Source organism: Gemella sp. 20925_1_85, from assembly GCF_041433735.1.
GTDB lineage: Bacteria > Bacillota > Bacilli > Staphylococcales > Gemellaceae > Gemella.
In genome coordinates, this window is the sequence record NZ_JAPWCC010000027.1 from 1 (window position 1) to 23164 (window position 23164).

Sequence of the window (23164 nt, forward strand, 5' to 3'; positions counted from 1 at the left end):
CATTTGAGGTCTAGTGCTAAAGCATTAGACTTATTATTCCACAGTAGCTCAGTTGGTAGTAGCATCTGACTGTTAATCAGAGGGTCGCAGGTTCGAGTCCTGCCTGTGGAGCCATTTTTTGGCCCGTTGGTCAAGTGGTTAAGACACCGCCCTTTCACGGCGGTAACACGGGTTCGAATCCCGTACGGGTCACCATTTGAACGGAGGTTTAGCTCAGCTGGGAGAGCACTTGCCTTACAAGCAAGGGGTCAGCGGTTCGATCCCGTTAACCTCCACCATTTTTAATAAGCCGGGAAGATAGCGAAGAGGCTAAACGCGGCGGACTGTAAATCCGCTCCTTCGGGTTCAGTGGTTCGAATCCACTTCTTCCCACCATTCTAAATGTTATTGGGATATAGCCAAGCGGTAAGGCAACGGACTTTGACTCCGTCATTCCCCTGGTTCGAATCCAGGTATCCCAGCCATGAGCCATTAGCTCAGTTGGTAGAGCATTTGACTTTTAATCAAAGGGTCGAAGGTTCGAGTCCTTCATGGCTCATTAATTGAATAAAAGGCTAATTATTTAGCCTTTTATATTTTTGGCCCGTTGGTCAAGTGGTTAAGACACCGCCCTTTCACGGCGGTAACACGGGTTCGAATCCCGTACGGGTCATCTTAACCTAGTCGTAACTTTAGTTACGACTTTTTTTTATTTTGAATAGTAGAAAAGAAAGGTCATTAGAATTTATTTTCTAATGACCATTTAACTTTATTTTTTTAATTCTTTTGCTGTAAAACTTAGAGGTAAAACTTCTTCAAAGAAGTTGTATATAGCGTAGGTATTTTCTGAAGTACCTAAGATTAATTCAAAATCTTCATCTGCAAATTCAGAAATTACTTGTCGACAAACTCCACAAGGTGGACAATAATTTTCTAGATTACCATTAGGGCCACCTACTACTGCTATTTTTTTAAATTTTGTAACTCCTTCACTTACAGCTTTAAAAATTGCTGTTCTTTCTGCACAGTTTGTTGGAGAGTAACTAGCATTTTCAATATTACAACCAGTATAAATTTTTCCATTTTCAGCTAATATTGCAGCACCTACTTTAAAATTAGAGTAGGGAACGTAAGCATATTTTGTTGCATCGATTGCTGCTTTTACTAATTCTTCATTGATATCCTCTTTAATTTCATTGTTTTGTTTTATTAATTTGAATATAGTATCCGCAACACCTCCTTCAGAATTTGTTTTTTCTGTTACGTATTTTGCTTGTTCTTTTAATATTGTATTACCATTTTTCATAGCAACGCTGTATCCGACAATATCCAGCATTGCTTGATCATTTAGATTATCTCCAATTGCTACAGAATTTTCTAAGTTGATTCCATAGATTTTAGCTATTTCTTTTAAGGCTTCGCCTTTAGTAGCATTCTTATGCATTATTTCTATATTATTCGCCCCAGAAGATGTGACACTTATATTTGTATTTTCTGATAATAGTTTGGTAGCATTTTCTAGTTTTGATATATCATTAGATATTGCTATTATTTTGATTGGTGGATTTTCTTCTTCGTTAAGGTATAATTCTATATTCTCAACCTCAGTAATATATCCCAAATCTAGTTTTAGTTGTGCTTCTGCTCGTAAATGCTCAACATCTGGTTCATAGCCATTAGACCTGATTAAATCTATATATGCGTTTATATCAGTTTCTATACTTCTAGTATATATAGTATTTTTTGTATAAAGTTGATAACTTATATCAAAACTTTTTAATATTTCAATTGTATAGTATAAATCTTTTGGTACCATTGGAGTAATACTGATGATATTGCCACTTTTATCATAGACGATACCACCATTAAAACTAATCACATCACAACTAATATTTTCTTCATTTAATGCTGGTAAAGCTTCATAATAGGCTCTCCCTGTTGCTACTACAAATTCTATTCCTTGATTTTTAGCAAAATTAATAAGTTTTACATTTTCTTTAGGAATTTTATGGTTATGATTTAATAAAGTTCCATCCATATCACTAGCTATTAATTTAATCATAAAAAATTTAGAAATACGATAGTAAATCGTATTTATCCCCTTTCTTAAGTGTAATTTGATTATATCATATATATATAAATATTGTAAGTGAGTATTGGAAATTGCATTAGAGTTGAGTTCAATTTCTATTATTAATTGTGTATTTATGATAAGATAGAAGATAACTATACTGTTTGTAGAGAGTGATGTAATATGATAATTAAAGATATAATAAAAAATAATAATTTAGAAGAATTATTTGCTAATGTTAAAATTGGTATAGAAAAAGAAGGACAACGTGTTTTAGGAAATGGGGAAATAACTAAAACTGATCATCCAAAAATATTTGGAATAAGACACGAGCATCCTTACATTCAGACTGATTTTGCTGAATCACAGGTTGAGTTGATAACAACACCAGAAAATAATGAAAAAGATGTTTTAAGGATTTTAAATGCTATCCATGAGGTAACTTTAAAAAACTTACCAAAAGATGAATATATTTGGCCTTTAAGTGTACCCGCTATACTACCTAATGAAGAAGACATCAGAGTTGCACAATTTGAAAAACAATTTGATGTAGAGTATAGAGAATATTTAGTAAAAAAATATGGAAAGTATAAACAAATGGTATCAGGTATACATTATAATTTCCAACTAGATGATATGTTGATGGAGAAAATTTCTGAAATTACTGGAGAGGATATAGTAACTGTAAAAAACGATGTTTATCTAAAACTTGCTAGACAGTTTTTAAGATATCAATGGCTTTTAATTTATCTTTTGGGTGCTTCTCCTTTGGCAGAGGATAAATATTTTACAGATGGTATAAAACCAACTGATTTTGTAAGAAGTTTAAGAACTAGTAGATATGGTTATGTAAATGAAGACGATATTAAAGTGTCATATAGTACGTTAGAAAAATATATTAAAGACATAACAGGATATGTAGAAAATAAACAATTAATAGCTGAAAAAGAATTTTATTCTAGTGTTCGTTTCAGAGGTGCAGATACTATCAAAAAATTCCCAGATCAAGGCATTAAGTATATTGAATTTAGATTATTTGATTTAAACCCATTTGCACCATTTGGTATTTTAGAAAAAGATATTAGATTTGTACATTTATTCATAAAAACTCTAGTTTGGTTAGAAGAACTGGATAAAAATACTTCTGAATCTTTAGGGTATGAATACAGTGAGAATGTGGCTCTTTCACATCCAATGGAAAAAGTTAAGTATGAAGAAGAGGGACTGTGGCTATTAAATCAAATGAAAAACATGGTAGAAGAAGTAAGTTTACTAGATAGTGATATCGATTTAATAGATGAGAAGATTGAAGAATTAAAAAATCCCGAACTTACTATAGGTGCTAGACTTTTAAAAGAATATCAAAAAGAACATGATATGGCTAAAGTAGGAATGAAGTTAGCTAAACTGTATAAAGAGGATGCTTTAAGAGAATATTATTCATTAAGTGCATATTCAAATATGGAGCTATCTACACAAGCCGTAATTGAAGATGCAATAAAAAATGGTATTAAAGTTACTGTTATAGATGAAAATGATCAGTTTATTCGTTTAGAAAGCAATGGAAGAGTAGAATATGTAAAAAATGGAAATATGACAAGTAAAGACAGTTATATTTCTCCGCTAATTATGGAAAATAAGGTTGTTACTAAAAAAGTATTAGCTGAAAAAGGTCTTAGAGTTCCAAAAGGATATGAAGTTTCAAGTTTAGAAGAAGCTGTTCAAAAATTTAATTTTATAAAAAATAAACCGATAGTTATAAAACCGAAGAGCACAAATTTTGGCCTAGGTATAACAATTTTTAAAAATGGAACAAGTTCAGTAGAAAACTATTCTAAAGCCATCGAGTTTGCTCTTAAAGAAGATAAGGATATACTTATTGAAGAGTTTATTGAGGGGACAGAGTATAGATTTTTTGTTATTGAAGGGAAAACAGAGGCTGTATTATTAAGAGTACCTGCAAATGTTGTGGGTGACGGTAAACATACAATAAGAGAATTGGTTGAACAAAAAAATTCAGATCCGTTAAGAGGAGATGCTAAGAAAACACCGCTGAAAAAAATCGAACTTGGAGAAATTGAAAAACTTCAATTATCTGAACAAGGATTAAATTTTGATTCTATATTAGCTAAGAACGAAGTAGCATATTTAAGAGAAAATTCAAATATCAGTACAGGTGGAGATTCCGTGGATATGACAAATGAAGTTCATGAAAGCTATAAAGAACTAGCTGTCGAAATAGCAGATGCTATGATGGCCAAGGTTTGTGGTGTAGACTTGATTATTTCTAATATAAAGGAACCTGTAACTACTAATAATTATGGAGTTATCGAAGCTAATTTTAATCCTATGATGATGATGCATATTTATCCACATTCAGGTAAATCTAGAAGATTATCACTAAATGTATTAAAAATGTTATTTCCAGAAAAGAATATAAAGTAAATTATTAAAATAATAACATAATAACGTAACGTGTCAATAGACTGTTGCGTTATTATTTTTTACTATACTATCTAATAAAAAAACAATTGCAATCTTATGAAAGTATGAAAAAAATATTTTCATAAGATATTTTTAAAAATTAAATTTAACATAACGAACAGGAGAAATATAATAAAATTCGCCTTACATAAGTTAATTAAACTGTTATATATATTTATCGTGAAAAAATATATATAGCATATTAAAAATAAAAAAATAGAAATCGATTGCATTGTTTGTAAAGTAGGAAACTAAAACATTTACAAAAAAAATAATAAATGATATAATCTATTTGTATGCAAAGGTATACACGTCATAATAAATAAGAATTAAATAAAAGGAGGTACTAAGATGGTAGGAATTATCATCGCGAGTCACGGTGAATTTGCTGCAGGAATTAAACAATCAGGTTCTATGATTTTTGGTGAACAAGAAAAAGTAGAAGCAGTTGTATTTATGCCAAGTGAAGGGCCAGAAGACTTGCAAAGAAAACTTCAAGAAGCTATTGCAAAAGTAGATTCTGAAGAAATTCTTTTCCTTGTCGATCTTTGGGGTGGAAGTCCATTTAACCATGCTAACAAGTTATTTGAAGAAGCACCAGAGAAAAGAGCAATCGTAGCAGGATTAAACTTACCAATGCTTATCGAAGCATATGCTAGTAGATTCACTATGACAACAGCTCACGAGATTGCAAAAGCAATCACACCAACAGCTATTGATGGAGTTAAAGTTCGCCCTGAAGAACTACAACCAAAAGCAGAAGTAGCTGAAAGTACAACAGCTGCACCTCAAGGAGAAATTCCTGAAGGTACAGTATTAGGAAACGGGAAAATAGACTTTGTATTAGCCCGTATCGATACTCGTCTGCTACATGGACAAGTTGCTACAAACTGGACAAAAGCAACTCATCCAAACAGAATTATTGTAGTTTCAGATTCAGTATCAAAAGACGAATTACGTAAAAAACTAATTGAGCAAGCAGCTCCTCCAGGAGTACGAGCACACGTAATTCCATTAGATAAACTTGTTCAAGTTTATAACGATCCAAGATTTGGTGATACAAAAGCGTTATTATTATTTGAAACACCACAAGATGCACTTGCAGTAATTGAAAAAGGAGTAGAGATTCCAGAATTAAACATCGGATCTATGGCTCACTCAGTTGGTAAAGTTCAAATTAACAATGTATTATCATTAGATCAAGAAGATGTAGAAGTATATAAAAAACTTCGTGATTTAGGTGTTAAATTTGATGTTCGTAAAGTATCTAACGATACTCCATCAGATTTATTCAAACTTATTGAAGCTAAATCAAGTGAAGGTTTAAAATTATAATTTAATAGAAATTAGGAGGACACTATGGAATTTAGTATTCTAACAGTTATATTAGTCCTAATTGTTGCGTTATTAGCTGGTATGGAAAGTATCTTAGACCAATTCCAATTCCATCAACCAATTATTGCTTGTTCATTAATCGGTTTAGCAACAGGACATTTATCAGAAGGTATTATTTTAGGTGGAGCTCTTCAATTATTAGCACTTGGATGGGCTAATATTGGGGCAGCGGTTGCTCCAGATGCAGCGTTAGCATCAGTAGCATCTGCTATTATTTTCATTAAAGCTGGAGATTTCTCAGCTGAAGGACGTATTATCGCTATCGCAACAGCTGTTACATTAGCTACAGTTGGTCTTGTGCTTACAATGGTTGTTCGTACATTATCAGTAGTTATTGTTCACCAAGCTGACCGCGCGGCAGAACACGGTAACTTCCGTGGAGTTGAATTCTGGCACTACGTAGCACTTGCAGCTCAAGGATTACGTGTTGCTATTCCAGCAGGATTATTAATGTTCATTCCATCATCAGTAGTTCAAAAAGCTCTTGAAGCATTACCAAAATGGTTTACTGAAGGTATGGCAATCGGTGGAGGAATGGTAGTTGCAGTTGGTTTCGCAATGGTTATTAACCTAATGGCAACTAAAGAAGTATGGCCATTCTTCTTCTTAGGATTCGCATTAGCACCAATTAATGAATTAACACTTATCGCAACTGGTATTATCGGATTATGTTTAGCAATTCTCTACCTAAACCTTTCTAAAAACAAAGGTGGCGGCGGTGGTGGAAATGCCTCATCTGGGGATCCACTAGGCGATATCTTAAACGATTATTAATAAGGAGGAACTACAAATGTCAGAGAAAAAAATTACATTAAGTAAAAAAGATCGTCGTAGCGTTATGTTACGTTCTCAGTTCCTTCAAGGTTCATGGAACTATGAACGTATGCAAAATGGTGGTTGGGCATTTGCTTTAATCCCAGCTCTTAAAAAATTATATCCAAACAAAGAAGATGCTACTAAAGCATTAAAACGTCACTTAGAGTTCTTTAACACTCACCCATATATTGCAGCACCTATTCTTGGGGTTACACTTGCTTTAGAAGAAGATAAAGCAAATGGAGCTGATATCGATGATGCAGCAATCCAAGGGGTTAAAGTTGGTATGATGGGACCATTAGCAGGTATTGGGGATCCAGTATTCTGGTTTACAGTTCGTCCTATCCTTGGAGCTATCGCAGCTTCATTAGCAACTGGTGGTTCAATTATTGCACCATTATTCTTCTTTATCGCATGGAACTTAATTCGTATTGGATTCTTATGGTATACACAAGAATTTGGGTATAAAAAAGGTTCAGAAATTACAAGTGACCTTTCAGGTGGTATTTTACAAACAATTACAAAAGGAGCTTCAATCCTTGGTATGTTCGTAATGGGTATCTTAGTTCAACGTTGGACTAACATCAGCTTCCCATTAGTTGTTTCTAAAGTACAATTAGATGAAAAAGCATATATTCACTTCCCAGAAAAAGGTACACACGTTACTGGTGAAGTATTACAAGATATTGTTACAAAAGCAACAAGTGGAAAATTCTCATTAACACCAGAAAAAGTTACAACATTACAAGATAACTTAAATCAACTTATTCCTGGATTTGCGGCGTTATTATTAACATTCGTATGTATGTGGTTATTAAAACGTAAAGTAAGCCCAGTAGTAATAATCTTCGGATTATTTGCTTTAGGTGTAATTGCTCACGTAGCTGGTGTAATGTAATAAAGTTTAGGAAGTTGAGTCAAAAGGTCTCAACTTCCTTTTTTGAAATTAATTATGAGAAATCTATAGGAGGTGTGAGTAATGGTAATGTCTATGAATAGAAAGGTTATATACACAAGCAAAGCTAATTGTCTTACAGGTTCAATAGGAAATAAGCATGGAGATATAATGGTAGGTGACAAAGCCTTTGAATTTTATAATCATAGAAATACAGAGGATTATATTCAAATACCGTGGACAGAAATAGATAAAGTTAGAGCTCAAATGTTCTTTAGAGATAAATATATCAGAGGTTTTTTTATAGATACTAAAAGTGCAGGGAGTTTTAACTTTATTGTAAAAAATTCTGGAAAATGTTTAAAAGAAATGAGAGAATTCATTGGAAATGATAAGATAGTTAGAAATAAACCTATTTTATCATTAAAAAATCTATTTAAGAAGAAAGATTAATACTTTGATATTAATCTTTCTTTTATTTTGAAAATAATTATATGAAAACGTATTGTAAAATTAATTTTTTTCTTGCATTTTCATATGTTTTATATTAAACTATAATTGAAAATAAAAATCAGTATTATAACAGGAAGACGTTGTATTACTAAATTATAAAAAAAGAGGTATATAAATGGAATTATCTGCAAATTCACCTACGCGAAAGCAAGGAATTCTCATGTTTGCTATCCTAATTGCTGCATATGTAGTGTTTGCTACTAACTGGGTAGCAGGATCAAACTTATCAAAACAAATCACAGATCATTATTTTAATGGAGAAAAGGTTTCTCCCATAATTTCAGAAGTAGTTAATTATACAATTACTATAGCAAGAATTATCGCTAATCTACTTGCTGCATTTATATTAATTAAGTTACATCCAAAGAAAGCTGCAATATTAGCATTATTTTGTCTATGTTTTTCTTTCTTTGCAATTTTCACGCATAACTATTGGTTATATACATTTTCTAGAATGATTATGGCATTCGGTGGATCAATGATAATTGTATTTATAAACTCGTTCGTAGCTAAGTTTATACCGAATGATAAGAAAATAATGACAAGTGCAATAATAACAGCAGCGTATAATGTTGGAGCGGCATTAGTTGCAATCTTATTCCTATTATTTAAAGAACACTTTGTAGATGATTGGCGTTATACTATGATAGGATTTAGTATTTTTAGTATAATTCTCTTTATCTGTTGGTTAATGTTTTCTCATGATTTTGAACCAACAATTACGTGGAAACATCCAAACTACTTTGTTTATAAATTGTTAATTGAATCAAAAGAAACATTACACGAAGAAGAGGCTAAAAAATATACTTATGCGGATGGATTTAAAGATAAATTTATCTATGTATTTTCATTAGGTTTTGGTGGATTTTTATTCCTTTATGTTATGCCGTTAGTTTCGCTTCCTAGAGTTGTAGCAGAACATGCTCATAATTCAAGTTTTAAACCAGAATTTATGATATTAACTGTAACACTTGGTGGAATAATTGGAACTTTATTTAGCTTAATGGTTACTAGAAAATTAAACTTTAGAAGAAAACCATTTTTAATTGCTCATGGAGTATTGATGATTGGATGTATGGCATTAGGATTATTCTTTGTATCTAGTAATGTAGTACTAGCATATGCTATGTTTAGCTTATCAGGATTTTTCATGTATTCACAATACCCAGTATATCTAAATTTACCTTATGAATTACCGAATATGAATTCTCAAAGATTAACGATAATGTTTGGAATATTTTGGGCTTTTGGATATGCAATTTATACATTATTTAACTTTACTTGGAGTTTAGTTTTAAATCACTTTGGGTATTCTTCGTCAATAATATTCTATTTATTAGGAAGTTTAATTTATATCATTTTTGTATTTACATTCCCTGAAACAAGACCGAAGAAATAACAAAAGAATCTTTAGAGGTATTTTTATCTCTAAAGATTTTTTTGATATATGATGAAAAAATAGGATATTTTGAAGATAAAATTAAAGTACCAATATTATTTTGATTTTAACAAAAAATTATATAATATATTTAATGCAAATTAGTAGGATGCATATGAAAATTGTGATATATTATCTATAAAAACGATTTAAAGGAGAAAAAATATGAGTAAAATAAAAAAGACAGCATTAATTGGAGTTGTAGGAGCATCAGCATTGACAGCGGGATACTATACTTTTCTTAAACCAAGTATACAAACTACACCGACAAATCAAAAAACACAGAATACTAACCAAGTGGAAAATAAAGAAACAAAAAATACAACTAATAATTCAACTTCCTCAACTAAAGAAGGTGTAACATATAAAGATGGTACGTATACAGGGGCTGTCACAAAAACAAACGTAGGGAATTTCCAAGTAAGTGTAGCCGTTCAAGGTGGGAAAATAGCCAATGTTAATGTACTTCTTCAGCCAGATGAAGAATTTTCACAAAACATTAATAAGACGGCACTTCCTAAATATGTTGAAGAAGTAATAGAAGCTCAAAGTAGTGATATTGCACTGGTTTCTGGAGCATCTGAAACATTCAAAGGATTTAAAGGTTCTTTACAAAATGCATTAAATAAGGCAAAGTAGTATGGTTAAGTATAAAACTTATGTATTAAAAAGAATGAACATGCCTTTCACAATTGTCTTTGTAAGGGATAATTTTGATGAAATTTTGATAGAAGCGTTGAATCAGGTCGTAAATGAGATTGATAAATATTTGAAAAATGTGGAAGAGAAATTTTCTCCATTTCTTCCAGATAGTTTAGTTAGTAAACATACTGGTATAGGTGAAGTTTTACAAGAAGATTTTTTTGATTTAGAGTATCAAGAAGTTTACAGCAGGTCTATAATAGCTAAAAAAGAGACTCAAGGTCTGTTTAATCCATTTTTTGGCGGAAAATATAATCCAACAGGATTTGTGAAGGGCTGGGCAATAGAGAATGCTTTTATGAAATATATAAAACCTCTTATAGATAATAATATTATAGAAGCAGGAGCAATTAACGGAGCAGGAGACATTCAGGTTGGTACAAAATCTAATAGTAACTTTTCTTGGAAAATAGGGATAGAAAATCCTGAAGTCAAGGAGAAAATAATTGCTAAGTATAGTATAAAAAATGGAGCGGTGGCAACTTCGGGGCTTAGTAAAAAAGGTGAACATATCAAAAGTGATAATGAGATAAATCATGTTCAAATCACTGTAGTTGGAAGATATCTATCAGATGTTGATGTATTAGCAACTGCAGGAGTAGTTGCTAATGAGAGAATTTGGAGTGAAATAGTAGAAAATAAATTGTTAACAGGTATCTTGTTAACAAAAGAGGGAAAAAAAAGAGTTTTTGAGGGAGGGAAAATAACGGATGTTGAGAGAACATAGATTTATATTTAATATGATTTGGTTAATAGTATTGTTAACAATACCGTTACCATTAATAGTGACATTAGGAAATGGTTTGCCAGAGGTTTTTGGGAGTAGAGTACTAGCAGTTAATTTAGGAGTATTTGCCTATTCATGGATGCTATCAGCAATTTTCCTATCTTCACAGCCGAAATGGTTAGATAGAATAATAGGATTACCGGATATGTATATAATTCATGGAGTAACCGCAATTTTTGCTGTAATTTTTATGTACTTACATGATCAACTTTTAAAATCATCAGGACTTATAAAATTAACAGGGGAATGGTCAATGAATATATTTATAGGAATCATTGCATACTCACTTGTTTTTATGGCTGGTTGGTTAACTTCAAGAATAAGTATCTTAATGAAGATTAAAAAAATGTTAGAAAAAATCTTTAAACATGAGTTATCTATGTGGATACATAGACTTAATTTAGTAGCTGCACTATTAGCTTTCCTTCATGTTCTTCTGATTCCATATATAAGAAGTATAGTTCCATTTACTATTTTAGTAATCTTATACACTGTAATTGCATTCGGTGCTTATGGACACTATGCATATAATAAGTATATAAATGTACAAGTAGGACTTTTAAAAAATGCTAGAAAAGTAGATTCAAATATTACAGAGTTAACAATTACTACCAGTAAATCTGTTTTTAAAAAAATAGAAGCGGGTGATTTTGCATTTATCTCTTTCCCTAATGTAAGAGGGATGAAGGAGCCACATCCATTTTCTATATTGAATATCCCAGAACGAGATGGCTATGTTCAGATGTCAATTGAAGGTGTAGGGGATTTCACAAAAAATCTTCCTAATTTAGAGATAGGAGAAAAAGTTAATTTAACTAGAGGATATGGTGTATTAAGTTCAATGATTGAAAAGTCAGGTAAGAATGAAAAATTTGTTCTTATTGGTGGAGGAATTGGTGTTGTTCCTTTACTTGGATTAGCAGATAAATTTGATAATAAAAATATAACATTCTTATATACTGTGAAAAAGGATAAAAAACTTTTATATCAAGAAAAATTTGCGTTATGGAATGAAAGAAGTAATTTTAAATCATATTCTCAAAATGGAAGATTCACAACAGAGCAATTAGATAAATATTTACCGGTTGGTGAAGAGTATAATTATATAATTGCTGGTCCAATGGCGATGAATATAGCGTATGAAAAAATGCTAAAGGAAAAAGGTATAAAGAAAAATAGAATATTCTATGAAGGTTTTAACTTCTAGAAGTTTTAAAAAATTGGGTTAATCCAAAAGTCCTAAATTTCAAAAAGTATATATTATAACTCATAGGAGCAGTGGTTTATTGATATCTAAATTTACTTTATAAAAGCTTTTTAGATATCCAATAACCTGTGTGGGGGTGACTCGAAAAAATCTTGTTTCTTAAGAAATAGAGACTTTGTTGAGTCACTCCCTCTTTTTTATTAGAGTTAAAGGAAGTTTTAAATATTAAAATTATTGTATTAGATAAATTATAATGATACAATGTACTATGATATAAAAAGAAAAGTAGTTAGGAGAGGAGGATATTTTGAAGAAAATAGCAGTTATTTTGATACGAAAAAGTTCAAAGGGATTATTAGATAAGAATATAAAGTTATTCTGTGGAAAGCCATTATGTTTCTATACAATTGATGTAGCTATTGATAGTAAGAAATTTGATGAAATATGGGTATCTTCTGATTCAGAAGAATATCTTAATTTATGTGCATATGAATATGGAAAAAAATGCAAATACATAAAACGTACAGACGAAGTTTCTCTTGACTCTTCTACAACTTTTGAAACCTTAGAATTTTTATTTAAAGAAATTAAAGAAGATTTTATTTTTATAAATTTACAAGTAACTTCTCCACTTAGAAAAGTAGAACACATACATACAGCATTTAATTTATTTAAAGATTGTGATCACCTTGTGTCATTTACTAAACCTAGAGTAAGTAAAAGCTTGTTTATGGATGAACAAAGGGGGTATTTAGTTCCTTCTTGTCATGGTGGAAATTATAGGAGACAAGATGAACCAGACTATATATATCCTAATGGTTCTATATGGATGTCGACAAAAAATAATTATTTAAAGGATAAAACTTTTTATACAAATAAAACAAAAGTCTATGAGATGGATAAAATATATAGTTATGATATTGATGATAAATTAGATTTTGAAATTTGTGAAAGTTTGTATAAAAACTATATAGAATAATAAAAAGAATCGTGAAGTTGTTCACGATTCTTTTTATATATTACCGTCTTGTTTGATTTGTACGAGCAGAATTATTTGCAGTTGTTCTACCTGCTGTTTGTCTTTGATTTTGAGCAGGAACAGCACCGTTTGCTCTATTAGTAGAATTTGTTAAAGAGTTGAATACTGTTGTAAGAGCAGAACGGTTATCACGTTGCTTTTGAGCGATAGCAGCTTGGTAAACAGCATCTCTATCTGTACCAGCGTACATATAGTCAGTCTCTGTATTCCTTTCTTTAGCATATTCTACGCCATTTTTTGTTTCGATTCCTGCAGGTTTTTCAAATGCAGCAGGTACTTGTTTATCTGAAACTTTTTTCATTACATCTGCCATAATTACCTGTGTAGTTTTTGCTTGTTCTGAAGATAATGCTTTTGCAGCAGAGTCTACCATATCAGCTCCTTGCCAAACGGCAACTGTGTAGTCAGTTGTGTAACCAATCATCCAACTGTCTTTAGTAGAGTTTACAACATCTATACCATAATTATAGTAAGCAGAATCATCGAATGTACTTGAACCAGACTTACCAGCCATATCGAAGTTAGCTACTTTACCGTTTGGAGAAGTACCATTACTAGAAAGTACACCTTTTAATACATTTGTTATTAAATATGCTGTCTCTTCTGACATTGCTTTAACAGGTTCATCTTTAATATTTGGTAATTCTTTACCATTTGCATTAAATACTTTAACTATTGTTGAAGGCTTATTGTAATATCCTTTATTACCGAAAGATGCGAATGCACCTGCCATTTGAAGAGTAGAAACTCCATCGACGTTACCTCCAATAGCCGTTGTCGGTTCATCTTTTGTTACCGGTATACCTAGTTTTTCAGCGAAATGTTTAGATCTTTCGTATCCAACTGTTTCGAATGCGCGAACCGCTGGAATATTATAAGACCAAGATAATGCAGTACTCATAGTAACCGTACCGTGGTAAAGTCTGTCCCAGTTTTGGATATAGAAATTAGTTCCAGCAATTTGATAAGGTGAATCTGAGAATGTAGTTTGAGAATCCCAGCCATAATATTCTATACCAGGAGCATAATCAATTAATGGTTTAATCGATGACCCTGGTTGAACACGGGCATCAACTGCAAAGTTATAACCACCAGCCTTATAATTTTTTCCACCACCAATAGCTTCGATTAGACCAGTTTTTGTATCAAGAACTGATATAGCAGCTTGAGATGCATGGGGTACCATTGGTGAGCTTTGGTTATCTAACATATCTTGAACATATGTTTGTAATTCTGGATTTAAGTTAGTGTATATTTTTAATCCCATTGAAAGAGGATCTTTAATATTTTCAAAGTTTTGATTTTCTTTTAATTCTTTTACGATCTGGTCTATATATGCAGCATATTTAGAATTATAAGTGTGTTGATTTGCACGTTCTTCTTTTGTTTTTTCAACTATTCCATCCATAATAGGGGTATTGATTGCATTATTGTATTCAGCTTCTGTGATTTTATCATTGTTTAGAAGTGCATATAGTACAGTGTTTCGACGCTCTTTAGCTTGTTCTGGATAATCGTATGGATTATACAGGATTGGTTGCTGAGGCATACCAGTTAGAAGCGCAATTTGAGGTAATGTTAATTGATTTAACTCTTTATTGTAAAAGTACTTAGCTGCTGTTTTAATACCATATTGCCCATCAGAATAGTAAATTTTATTCATGTACATTTCCAATATATCATCTTTAGAGTACCTGTTTTCTAATTTAAGAGACAGATAAGCTTCTTGAATTTTTCTTTGTAATGATTTATCAGATGTCAGTAGTGAATTTTTTACTACCTGTTGTGTAATTGTACTAGCACCTTGTTGTGCCGAATTGGAACGGATATTTACAAGCGCTGCTTTGATAAGACGAATAGGATCAATACCTATATGAGATTGGAATCTTGAGTCTTCTGTCGATAGTACAGCGTCTGTAATATTTTTTGGAATATCATTTATAGATACATATTCCCTTTTTTCAGCTCCAACTGTAGCTATTAGATTAAGATTTTTATCATAAATTTCTGATGATAATGGATCTTGTAAATTAGCCTGAGTTATATCTGGAACATCTCTTAATTCTTTAGCAAAGAGTATTAAAATAGCAAAGAATAATACTAAGCATATTGAAAAAAAGATGGAACTAATATATTTGAATAAAGTTTTCATCTGTTGTTAAAACTCACTTTCATTATTTTTTATAATAGTTATATAATCTAATCTTATTTTGTAGTTAAATGATAATTCAAATGCAGTTTCTTCGAATTCACTTAGTTTAATTGATTTTCTTCCACCATTTTGTGCACGATTATAGAAAAATATGAATTTTTTAAATGGAAGTATGAATGTTTTATCGATTTTTTTAAATCTAACAATAATAAAAGTAATTCCACCATGATTTAAAATTTTTTGCATATGTTCTATTTGATGTTCGTGAATATTATTTAAAGAAAATGAAGTGGCCGAATTAGTCTCCTTAGCCTCAAAATCAATATATTTTCCATTCCAAAGGCCGTTGTAATCTGTTGTAGAAGGGGTTTTATAGAAAGCTTTGGTAATCATAGCACTCGATCTGTTAGGATAATTCACTTCTACTATTTGAATTGGAATAGGTTTTTTATGAATAACTGCAATGTCATTATTTAAGTAATATTTATTCGCAAAATTAATATCTTCTTCAAGTTCCATTCCTCGATTAGAATACTTGGTTTTTTGAATAAAATTACTTTTCTTATTAGGATAATTAAACATATATCCCTCCATAAATAATTATCCTATCTATTATACTATATTCTGAAGAAAATTTGAATTATAAACAGCTGAAAATTGTCATATTTTTAGAATTTATTAATTACTAAAGTAATATTCATTTTATGAATAAAGATGAAGCATTGCAGTTACTTTATAATTATAGGGTGTTGGTGTCTTGAAACGTGCTTATTAAGCATCAGAAAACTGTCCATGAATATATATGGAAATGCCAAAAACTGGGTAGACTTTTTATTGATATGAGAATAATCGAGTATAATAGCTCAACGTACGATGTGAATTTTAACTAATTGCTTTCCTTAGATAATTAGTTAAGAGTATAAGGTTTTAAAGAACAATAGTTTAGTTTTATATTTATACGAATTATTATTCTTAATAATTCGTATTATAAAAAAATAATATTTTTTAAAAAATCATTAAATTTTATGGTATAATAATATAGAAAATTTTAAATATGAGAGGTGGTATTGTTGTGAGACAATCAAAAACATTTATTCCAACAACAAGAGAAGTACCGTCCTCTGCAGAAGCAATTAGTCATAAGTTGCTTATTAAAGCGGGGATGGTGAAGCAGGTATCTGCAGGAGTTTATACTTACCTTCCTTTGGCTACTCGTGTAATTCAAAAAATTGAAAAAGTAATTAGAGAAGAACATAGTAAAATTGGAGCTGCAGAACTTTTAATGCCTATTTTACAATCAGATGAATATTGGAAAAAATCTGGTCGTTGGGACAAAATGGGAGAAGAACTTATTCGTGTAACAGATAGAAAAAAAGCAGGATATGCCCTAAGTCCAACAGCAGAGGAAATCATCAGTCAAACGGTTAATAACATGGTAACTTCTTATAAACAATTACCTATGAACTTATATCAAATCCAAACTAAATTCCGTGATGAAATTCGTCCACGTTTAGGATTATTACGTTGTAAAGAGTTCATAATGAAAGATGCATACTCATTCCATGATTCACCAGAATCATTAAGAGAAACATATAAAGATTATTATCAAGCATATAGTAATATCTTTGATAGATTTGAACTTAAGTATCGTGCAGTACAAGCTGATTCTGGTAATATTGGTGGAAGCTATACTCACGAATTCCAAGCATTAGCTGAAGTAGGGGAGGATACAATTGTTTATACTGAAGAGAGTGACTACTCAGCAAACATCGAAACTGCAGCGGTAGTTGAACAAAACTATACTATGCCTACAGGTTTCGAGAAAAAAGAACGTAGTTTATTAGAAACTCCAAATCAACAAACTATTGATGATATTGCTGCATTTTGTGGTGTAGAAGTTAACCGTGCGATGAAAGCATTAGCTTTAAAAGCTGATGGAGAATTCTATCTAGTTCTTATGCGTGGGAATGATCAACTTAATGATATTAAATTCATGAAAGCTACTGGAACTTCTGAAGTTGAAATGGCAACAGAACAAGAAATTGAGGAAATAATGGGTGGAGTACCAGGTTATATGGGACCATTTGGAATCAAAAACTGTAAAGTAATCGGTGATAATGCTATTAAATATATGTATAACCACAGTTGTGGAGCCAACAAAAAAGGATTCCACTACATAAATGTAAATCCGGGCGATTATGAAATCGATGCTCACTATGACCTTCGAATGATTGAAGAAGGTGATTTAGCAGAAGACTTATCAGGACCAGTTAAATTTGCTAAAGGTATCGAGGTTGGACAAGTATTCGAACTTGGTAAAGGATATTCAGAAGCTATGGATGTTACGTACTTAGATGCTAATGGTCGTGCAAATCACTTCTACATGGGTTGTTATGGTATTGGGGTAACTCGTTGTATCTCAGCGATTATCGAACAACATAATGATGAAAAAGGTATTATTTGGCCTAAAGAAGTGGCACCATACCAAGTGCACCTAGTATGTGTTGACGTTAAGAAAGAAGATCAAGTTAAACTTAGCGATGAATTATATGCTCAATTAACAGCAGCAGGATATGAAGTTCTTTACGATGATAGAGCAGAACGTGCTGGTGTTAAATTTAACGATGCTGACCTTATCGGTATTCCATTACAAGTAGTTGTAGGTAAAAAAGCTGGTGAAGGAATCGTAGAAGTAAAAGAAAGACAAACTTTAGAAAAAGTTGATACTCAAGTAGCTGATGTATTAGCTAAAGTAGAAGCATTTTATAAATAATAATTATAATTTGAATTAAAGAATGCCAATTAAAAATAAATAGTTGTTAAGAAAATAACCATTTGTTTTTAGTTGGTATTTTTAGTATAATTTAGTTATGTGTAATATATTTTTTATTACTAAAAAATATATAGAAAATCTGTGTATAAAGTTAATTCATTTTATCTTTAATAGAATTAAGATGAATGAATTTTTTATGTTTATATGGAAGTTATAAGAATTGTTGTGATAATTAATTTTTGTTCTCTAGTAATAAGTCGGAGAGAAACATAAAAATTAATAAAAACCTAGTCAGTTATACAAAAAAGTAGGAGGAATCATGAGTAATAAACATTTTTCTTTATTAGTTAAAACATTAGAATTAGAAGAACAGTTATCCAATTCAAAATTTGAAAATTATTCTTTAGATAATATAGAAAAAGATAATAAGAATAAGATTTGGACGTTTAATTTTAGTGGAGAAAGTTTACCTTCAGTAGAAGAACTAACATTACTTATTCAGAAATTACGAGAGAATTTCTTAGGTGATTATATTGTTAATTATCGTTTGAAGGTAAGTGCTGAAGTCACGGATGAGCAAATAAAAGAATTTTGGAAATATATAATATTAGAAAACTTCTCAGAGATTTCTCAAGTTCTAATGGAGAGTATTTTATTTAGCGAAGTCGAAGTTAACAATAGTGTTTTGACTATGAAAATAATGGCTCCATCAATCTGGAATAACTTTATTAATGAACGAAAACAGCAAATAATAAGTAGTTATAGAAATTTAGGTATTGTAATTAAAGACATTATTCCTAATTTTTCTAAAACTGATGTTGAAGCGGTACTAGAGAGTCAAGAAGAAAAAATTTCCCAGGAAATCGTTAAGTTAGAAGAAATAGAGAAAAAAGAAGCTGAACGAAAACCAAAAGAATCTGAAAGGAAATTTGTTGCCTTTGGAGGCGGCGGTGGAACTCGATATGGACAAGAAATTCGAGACGAGGACATCGTAGAAATCAAGGATGTTGTTGGTTATGCTGGGGATGTAACTATAATGGCTCAAGTGTTTGGGACTGAAGAGATTGTTCACAGAAATGGTTCTAGTCAGTATCGTTTGAAACTTACGGATTATAGTGATTCTATAATACTAAGATTATTCGGTAATAATCCTAATTCAAAATTCCAAAATAAACGTAAGAATGAACTAATTGATTTAGTAAAAGGGATTAAGAAAGGGCAATGGCTTAAAATTCATGGAGCTGTAAGTAATGATCCATATTTAAGAGATACAATCATTGAACCTAAGTCTATTGAGGTTGCTCATAAAGAAGAGAAGAAAGATAATTATAGTGGAAGAAAGAGAATAGAGCTAAATACTCATACGAAGATGAGTCAGCTTGAAGGTATTTCTTCAGCAAAAGAATATTTAGCCCGAGCTATAGATTGGGGACATGAAGCCATAGCTTTTACAGATACGTATGGTGTTCAAGCATATCCTGAAATTTGTTTAAGTTCAAAAGGTAAAGATATTAAACCAATCTATGGATTAAATGCATTTATCATGGATGATAGTATTACTGCTACGACAAATCCTAAAGAACTTAAATTAAAAGATGCTACGTATGTCGTATTCGACGTTGAGACTACTGGTCTTTCAGCAGAACGTGATAGATTAATCGAGATTGCTGCGGTTAAGGTGAAAAATGGAGCTGAAATAGATAGTTTTGAAAGTTATATTAATCCGCAAAGGCCTATTTCAGAACTTATTACAAGATTAACTAGTATTACTAATGATGATGTTAAAGATGCTCCATTTGAAAAAGAAGTAATGACTAATTTTTATAATTGGTTAGATAAAGATGACATATTAGTAGCCCACAATGCAAAGTTTGACCTTGGATTTTTAGATACTTGTTTTGAACGACTAGGGTTAGAGAATAAAAACAATGCTAGTATAGATACATTATTCGTCTCTCGTGCTGAAAATAAAGAAGCGAAAAGACATGGTCTTAGTAATCTAGCTAAACTATACAAAGTTCGTTTAGTTCAACACCACAGAGCTATTTATGATACAAAGGCTACGGCAGAAATTTTTGTAAAAATGCTAGACCAATTATACGAGTTAGGTATTGAATATCATAACGAAATTGATGAAAAGATTGACTTAGAGCTTGCGCATAAACGTTCAAGAACATTTCCTTGTTCGATTTTAGTTAAGAATGCTAAGGGACTTAAAGATTTATTCAGATTAGTTTCATATAGTTGTACTAAGTATTTAAATTCTGCTAAACCTACGATACCACGTAGTTTATTAGAACAATATCGTGGAGATTTATTAATAGGTAGTGGTAATGGTGATAACGAAGTATTTGAAGAATTGCTAAATTCAAAAGAAGCTAAGGTAGAGGATATAATTGATTTTTATGATTATATTGAGATTCAACCAAAGCATCATTATGCTAATTTTATAAGAAATGAAAGAATAGCCGATAATGCTGAATTAGAAGAAATTCTGAAAAAATTAATTCAATTAGCTAAGAAAAAAGAGAAAATTGTTGTCGCTACAGGGGACTGTTATTATTTAGATGAATATCAACATGTTTACAGACAAATACTAAGATTGACTGTGAAAAGCAATCCTGGTGCCCGTGATTTAAAACCGATGGCGACACTTTTAACAACCGAAGAAATGCTAAGAGAATTTTCTTATCTTGATGAACAATTAAGAGAAGAATTAGTTATTGATAATACGCATAAAATTAATGATATGATTGAGTTAGTTGTACCGTTAAAAGATAAGCTGTATACTCCAAATATTGAAGGGGCAGCTGATGAGGTTCGTAATCTAAGTTATGATATGGCTCATAAGATTTATGGTGAAGAGTTACCGGAAATAGTAGAAAAAAGATTAGAAAAAGAGCTTGCATCTATTATCGGTAATGGATTTAGTGTAGTATACTTAATTTCACATAAACTTGTGAAAAAATCACTAGATGATGGATATCTAGTAGGTTCAAGGGGATCAGTTGGTTCATCATTAGTTGCTACAATGATGGAGATTACAGAGGTTAATCCACTAGCTCCACATTACGTTTGTCCGAAATGTAAACATAGTGAATTCTTCTTGAACGCTGAATATGCATCGGGGTTTGACCTTCCGAATAAAAACTGTCCACATTGTGATGTGAAAATGACAAAAGATGGACAGGATATTCCTTTCGAAACATTCTTAGGATTTAACGGAGATAAAGTACCCGATATAGATTTAAACTTCTCTGGTGAATATCAAGCAACAGCTCACAACTTCACGAAAGAAATTTTTGGTGAAGATTACGTATATCGTGCTGGAACTATTTCGACTGTAGCAGAGAAGACGGCTTATTCATTTACTAGAGATTATTATGAGAAGAATGAAATAGAGAAAAGAAGTATAGATATTGAACGTATTGCAGCGGGATGTGAAGGCTCTAAGAGAACTACTGGTCAACACCCGGGAGGAATACTAGTAGTCCCTAATGATATGGATATTTTTGACTTTACTCCATATCAATTCCCAGCTGATGATGAAACGAGTCCATGGCGAACAACTCACTTCGATTTCCACTCTATCCATGATAATATTTTAAAATTTGATATACTTGGACACGATGACCCGACTATGATTAGAAAGTTGCAAGACTTATCAGGTATTGATCCTAAAACAATAGATGTATCAGATCCTGAAGTAATGGGCATTTTCTCAACAGTTGAAGCACTAGGTGTTACTAGAGATCAAGTAGATTCAGCGAGTGGGACGTTTGGTATTCCTGAGTTTGGAACAAACTTTGTTATTCAAATGCTAGATGATACAAAACCAACTACATACTCAGAATTAGTTCAGATATCTGGATTGTCCCACGGGACGGATGTTTGGTTAGGTAATGCGCAAGAATTAATCAAAAATGGTACTTGTGAACTTAAAGATGTAATTGGTTGTCGTGATGACATTATGGTATATTTAATTCATGCTGGATTAGAAGAAGGTTTATCTTTCAAAATAATGGAAAGTGTAAGGAAAGGTAAAGGATTAACGGAAGACTTTGAAAAAGAGATGATAGATAATAATGTGCCAGAATGGTATATTGATTCATGTAAAAAAATCAAGTATATGTTCCCTAAAGCCCATGCATGTGCATATGTACTTATGGCGCTTCGAATTGCTTGGTTTAAAGTGCATCAACCATTAACATACTACTGTGCTTACTATTCTGTCAGAGCTAGTGATTTTGACATTATTACAGTTGTTAAGGGTGCAGAAACACTAAAAGCAAAAATAAAAGAAATCAAAACTACAGATAAAAATGAATTATCGAATAAAGATAAAGATGCTCTTGTAAGTTATGAAATTGCAAATGAGATGATAGAGAGAGGATTTACATTCTCGAAAGTTGATTTGGAAAAATCAGCAAGTCATGATTACATAATTGAAGGAAATACGTTAATCCCACCGTTTTCGATTGTTCCAGGACTTGGAGATAACGTAGCGAATAAAATTGTTCAAGCGAGAGAAGAAAAAGCTTTTTTATCAATTGAAGACTTCTCAAAACGAGGAAGTGTTTCATCTACGGTAGTAGAATACTTAAGGGAAATGGGAACATTAAAAGGTCTTCCTGAAAAAGCGCAATTATCATTCTTTGATGAATTGTAATTGAGAGAATTATTCAATTAAAATAGTATAAAGTTAAAGATTATTCTGCAAGATAAATATAAAATTTCTAAAAATAATTTATTTTCATTCTTGCAGAATATTTTTAATATTTCGTATTAAAATGCTAGTTAATTTCAACATTACCAAAATTTAAAAATAATATTAAATATTTGTTTAAATCTAGTTTTATTTTTTAAGTATAGAATATACTTTCTTAATGAAATAAATTTTAAAAATATTTATT

15 protein-coding genes and 7 tRNA genes are annotated in these 23164 nt (G+C 31.3%); 19 read left to right on the plus strand and 3 right to left on the minus strand.

The window, feature by feature from the left end; genetic code table 11:
- Positions 1-37 precede the first annotated feature (37 nt).
- From O3884_RS07540 to O3884_RS07570, 7 genes are all read left to right on the plus strand, one after another.
- Positions 38-114 (plus strand) — tRNA-Asn (locus O3884_RS07540).
- Positions 115-120: 6 nt separating this feature from the next.
- Positions 121-195: transfer RNA gene (locus O3884_RS07545), tRNA-Glu, on the plus strand.
- A 7-nt stretch (positions 196-202) separates the two neighbouring features.
- A tRNA-Val gene (locus tag O3884_RS07550) sits at positions 203-278 on the plus strand.
- 13 nt (positions 279-291) lie between these two features.
- Positions 292-375 (plus strand) — tRNA-Tyr (locus O3884_RS07555).
- A 13-nt stretch (positions 376-388) separates the two neighbouring features.
- Positions 389-464, plus strand: a tRNA-Gln gene (locus tag O3884_RS07560).
- 1 nt (position 465) lies between these two features.
- A tRNA-Lys gene (locus tag O3884_RS07565) sits at positions 466-538 on the plus strand.
- Between the two features lie 42 nt (positions 539-580).
- Positions 581-652: transfer RNA gene (locus O3884_RS07570), tRNA-Glu, on the plus strand.
- 96 nt (positions 653-748) lie between these two features.
- Here O3884_RS07570 and O3884_RS07575 read toward each other — a convergent pair.
- Positions 749-2041 carry a cytidine deaminase gene (locus O3884_RS07575; protein WP_371452692.1) on the minus strand — a complete coding sequence of 431 codons (1293 nt, stop codon included), beginning with the start codon at positions 2039-2041 and terminating at the stop codon, positions 749-751.
- A 192-nt stretch (positions 2042-2233) separates the two neighbouring features.
- Between O3884_RS07575 and gshAB the strand changes: the two genes are divergently transcribed.
- From gshAB to O3884_RS07625, 10 genes are all read left to right on the plus strand, one after another.
- Positions 2234-4495, plus strand: coding sequence for a bifunctional glutamate--cysteine ligase GshA/glutathione synthetase GshB (gshAB, locus tag O3884_RS07580; protein ID WP_371452693.1), 2262 nt, complete (start codon positions 2234-2236; stop codon positions 4493-4495).
- 390 nt (positions 4496-4885) lie between these two features.
- Positions 4886-5869, plus strand: a complete 984-nt coding sequence (locus O3884_RS07585) for a mannose/fructose/sorbose PTS transporter subunit IIA (protein WP_371452694.1) — start codon at positions 4886-4888, stop codon at positions 5867-5869.
- Between the two features lie 24 nt (positions 5870-5893).
- Positions 5894-6703: a PTS mannose/fructose/sorbose transporter subunit IIC gene (locus tag O3884_RS07590; RefSeq protein WP_371452695.1), complete on the plus strand. Its 810-nt coding sequence runs from the start codon at positions 5894-5896 to the stop codon at positions 6701-6703.
- A 16-nt stretch (positions 6704-6719) separates the two neighbouring features.
- Complete coding sequence (locus O3884_RS07595) at positions 6720-7643, plus strand: PTS system mannose/fructose/sorbose family transporter subunit IID (protein ID WP_371452696.1); 924 nt, start codon at positions 6720-6722, stop codon at positions 7641-7643.
- An 81-nt stretch (positions 7644-7724) separates the two neighbouring features.
- Positions 7725-8093 carry a DUF956 family protein gene (locus O3884_RS07600; protein WP_371452697.1) on the plus strand — a complete coding sequence of 123 codons (369 nt, stop codon included), beginning with the start codon at positions 7725-7727 and terminating at the stop codon, positions 8091-8093.
- A 175-nt stretch (positions 8094-8268) separates the two neighbouring features.
- On the plus strand, positions 8269-9552 hold the full coding sequence (locus O3884_RS07605) for an MFS transporter (protein ID WP_371452698.1): 1284 nt from the start codon (positions 8269-8271) through the stop codon (positions 9550-9552).
- A gap of 204 nt (positions 9553-9756) precedes the next feature.
- On the plus strand, positions 9757-10230 hold the full coding sequence (locus O3884_RS07610) for an FMN-binding protein (RefSeq protein WP_371452699.1): 474 nt from the start codon (positions 9757-9759) through the stop codon (positions 10228-10230).
- Position 10231: 1 nt separating this feature from the next.
- Positions 10232-11020: an FAD:protein FMN transferase gene (locus O3884_RS07615; RefSeq protein WP_371452700.1), complete on the plus strand. Its 789-nt coding sequence runs from the start codon at positions 10232-10234 to the stop codon at positions 11018-11020.
- Positions 11004-12287, plus strand: coding sequence for a ferric reductase-like transmembrane domain-containing protein (locus O3884_RS07620; RefSeq protein ID WP_371452701.1), 1284 nt, complete (start codon positions 11004-11006; stop codon positions 12285-12287). Before O3884_RS07615 ends, O3884_RS07620 begins: the two co-directional genes overlap by 17 nt.
- A gap of 307 nt (positions 12288-12594) precedes the next feature.
- Positions 12595-13266, plus strand: coding sequence for an acylneuraminate cytidylyltransferase family protein (locus O3884_RS07625; protein WP_371452702.1), 672 nt, complete (start codon positions 12595-12597; stop codon positions 13264-13266).
- A gap of 40 nt (positions 13267-13306) precedes the next feature.
- Here the strand turns inward: O3884_RS07625 and O3884_RS07630 are convergent, their stop codons facing one another.
- Together O3884_RS07630 and recU are read right to left on the minus strand one after the other, a co-directional pair.
- Complete coding sequence (locus tag O3884_RS07630) at positions 13307-15478, minus strand: transglycosylase domain-containing protein (protein ID WP_371452703.1); 2172 nt, start codon at positions 15476-15478, stop codon at positions 13307-13309.
- A gap of 6 nt (positions 15479-15484) precedes the next feature.
- On the minus strand, positions 15485-16060 hold the full coding sequence (recU, locus tag O3884_RS07635; RefSeq protein ID WP_004392809.1) for a Holliday junction resolvase RecU: 576 nt from the start codon (positions 16058-16060) through the stop codon (positions 15485-15487).
- Between the two features lie 490 nt (positions 16061-16550).
- Here recU and O3884_RS07640 point away from each other — a divergent pair, with 490 nt between their 5' ends.
- Both O3884_RS07640 and O3884_RS07645 read left to right on the plus strand, forming a co-directional pair.
- Positions 16551-18251: a proline--tRNA ligase gene (locus tag O3884_RS07640; RefSeq protein WP_371452704.1), complete on the plus strand. Its 1701-nt coding sequence runs from the start codon at positions 16551-16553 to the stop codon at positions 18249-18251.
- Positions 18252-18570: 319 nt separating this feature from the next.
- Positions 18571-22920 (plus strand): PolC-type DNA polymerase III, encoded by a 4350-nt coding sequence (locus O3884_RS07645; RefSeq protein WP_371452705.1) that lies wholly within the window; start codon positions 18571-18573, stop codon positions 22918-22920.
- The last annotated feature ends 244 nt before the right edge of the window (positions 22921-23164 follow it).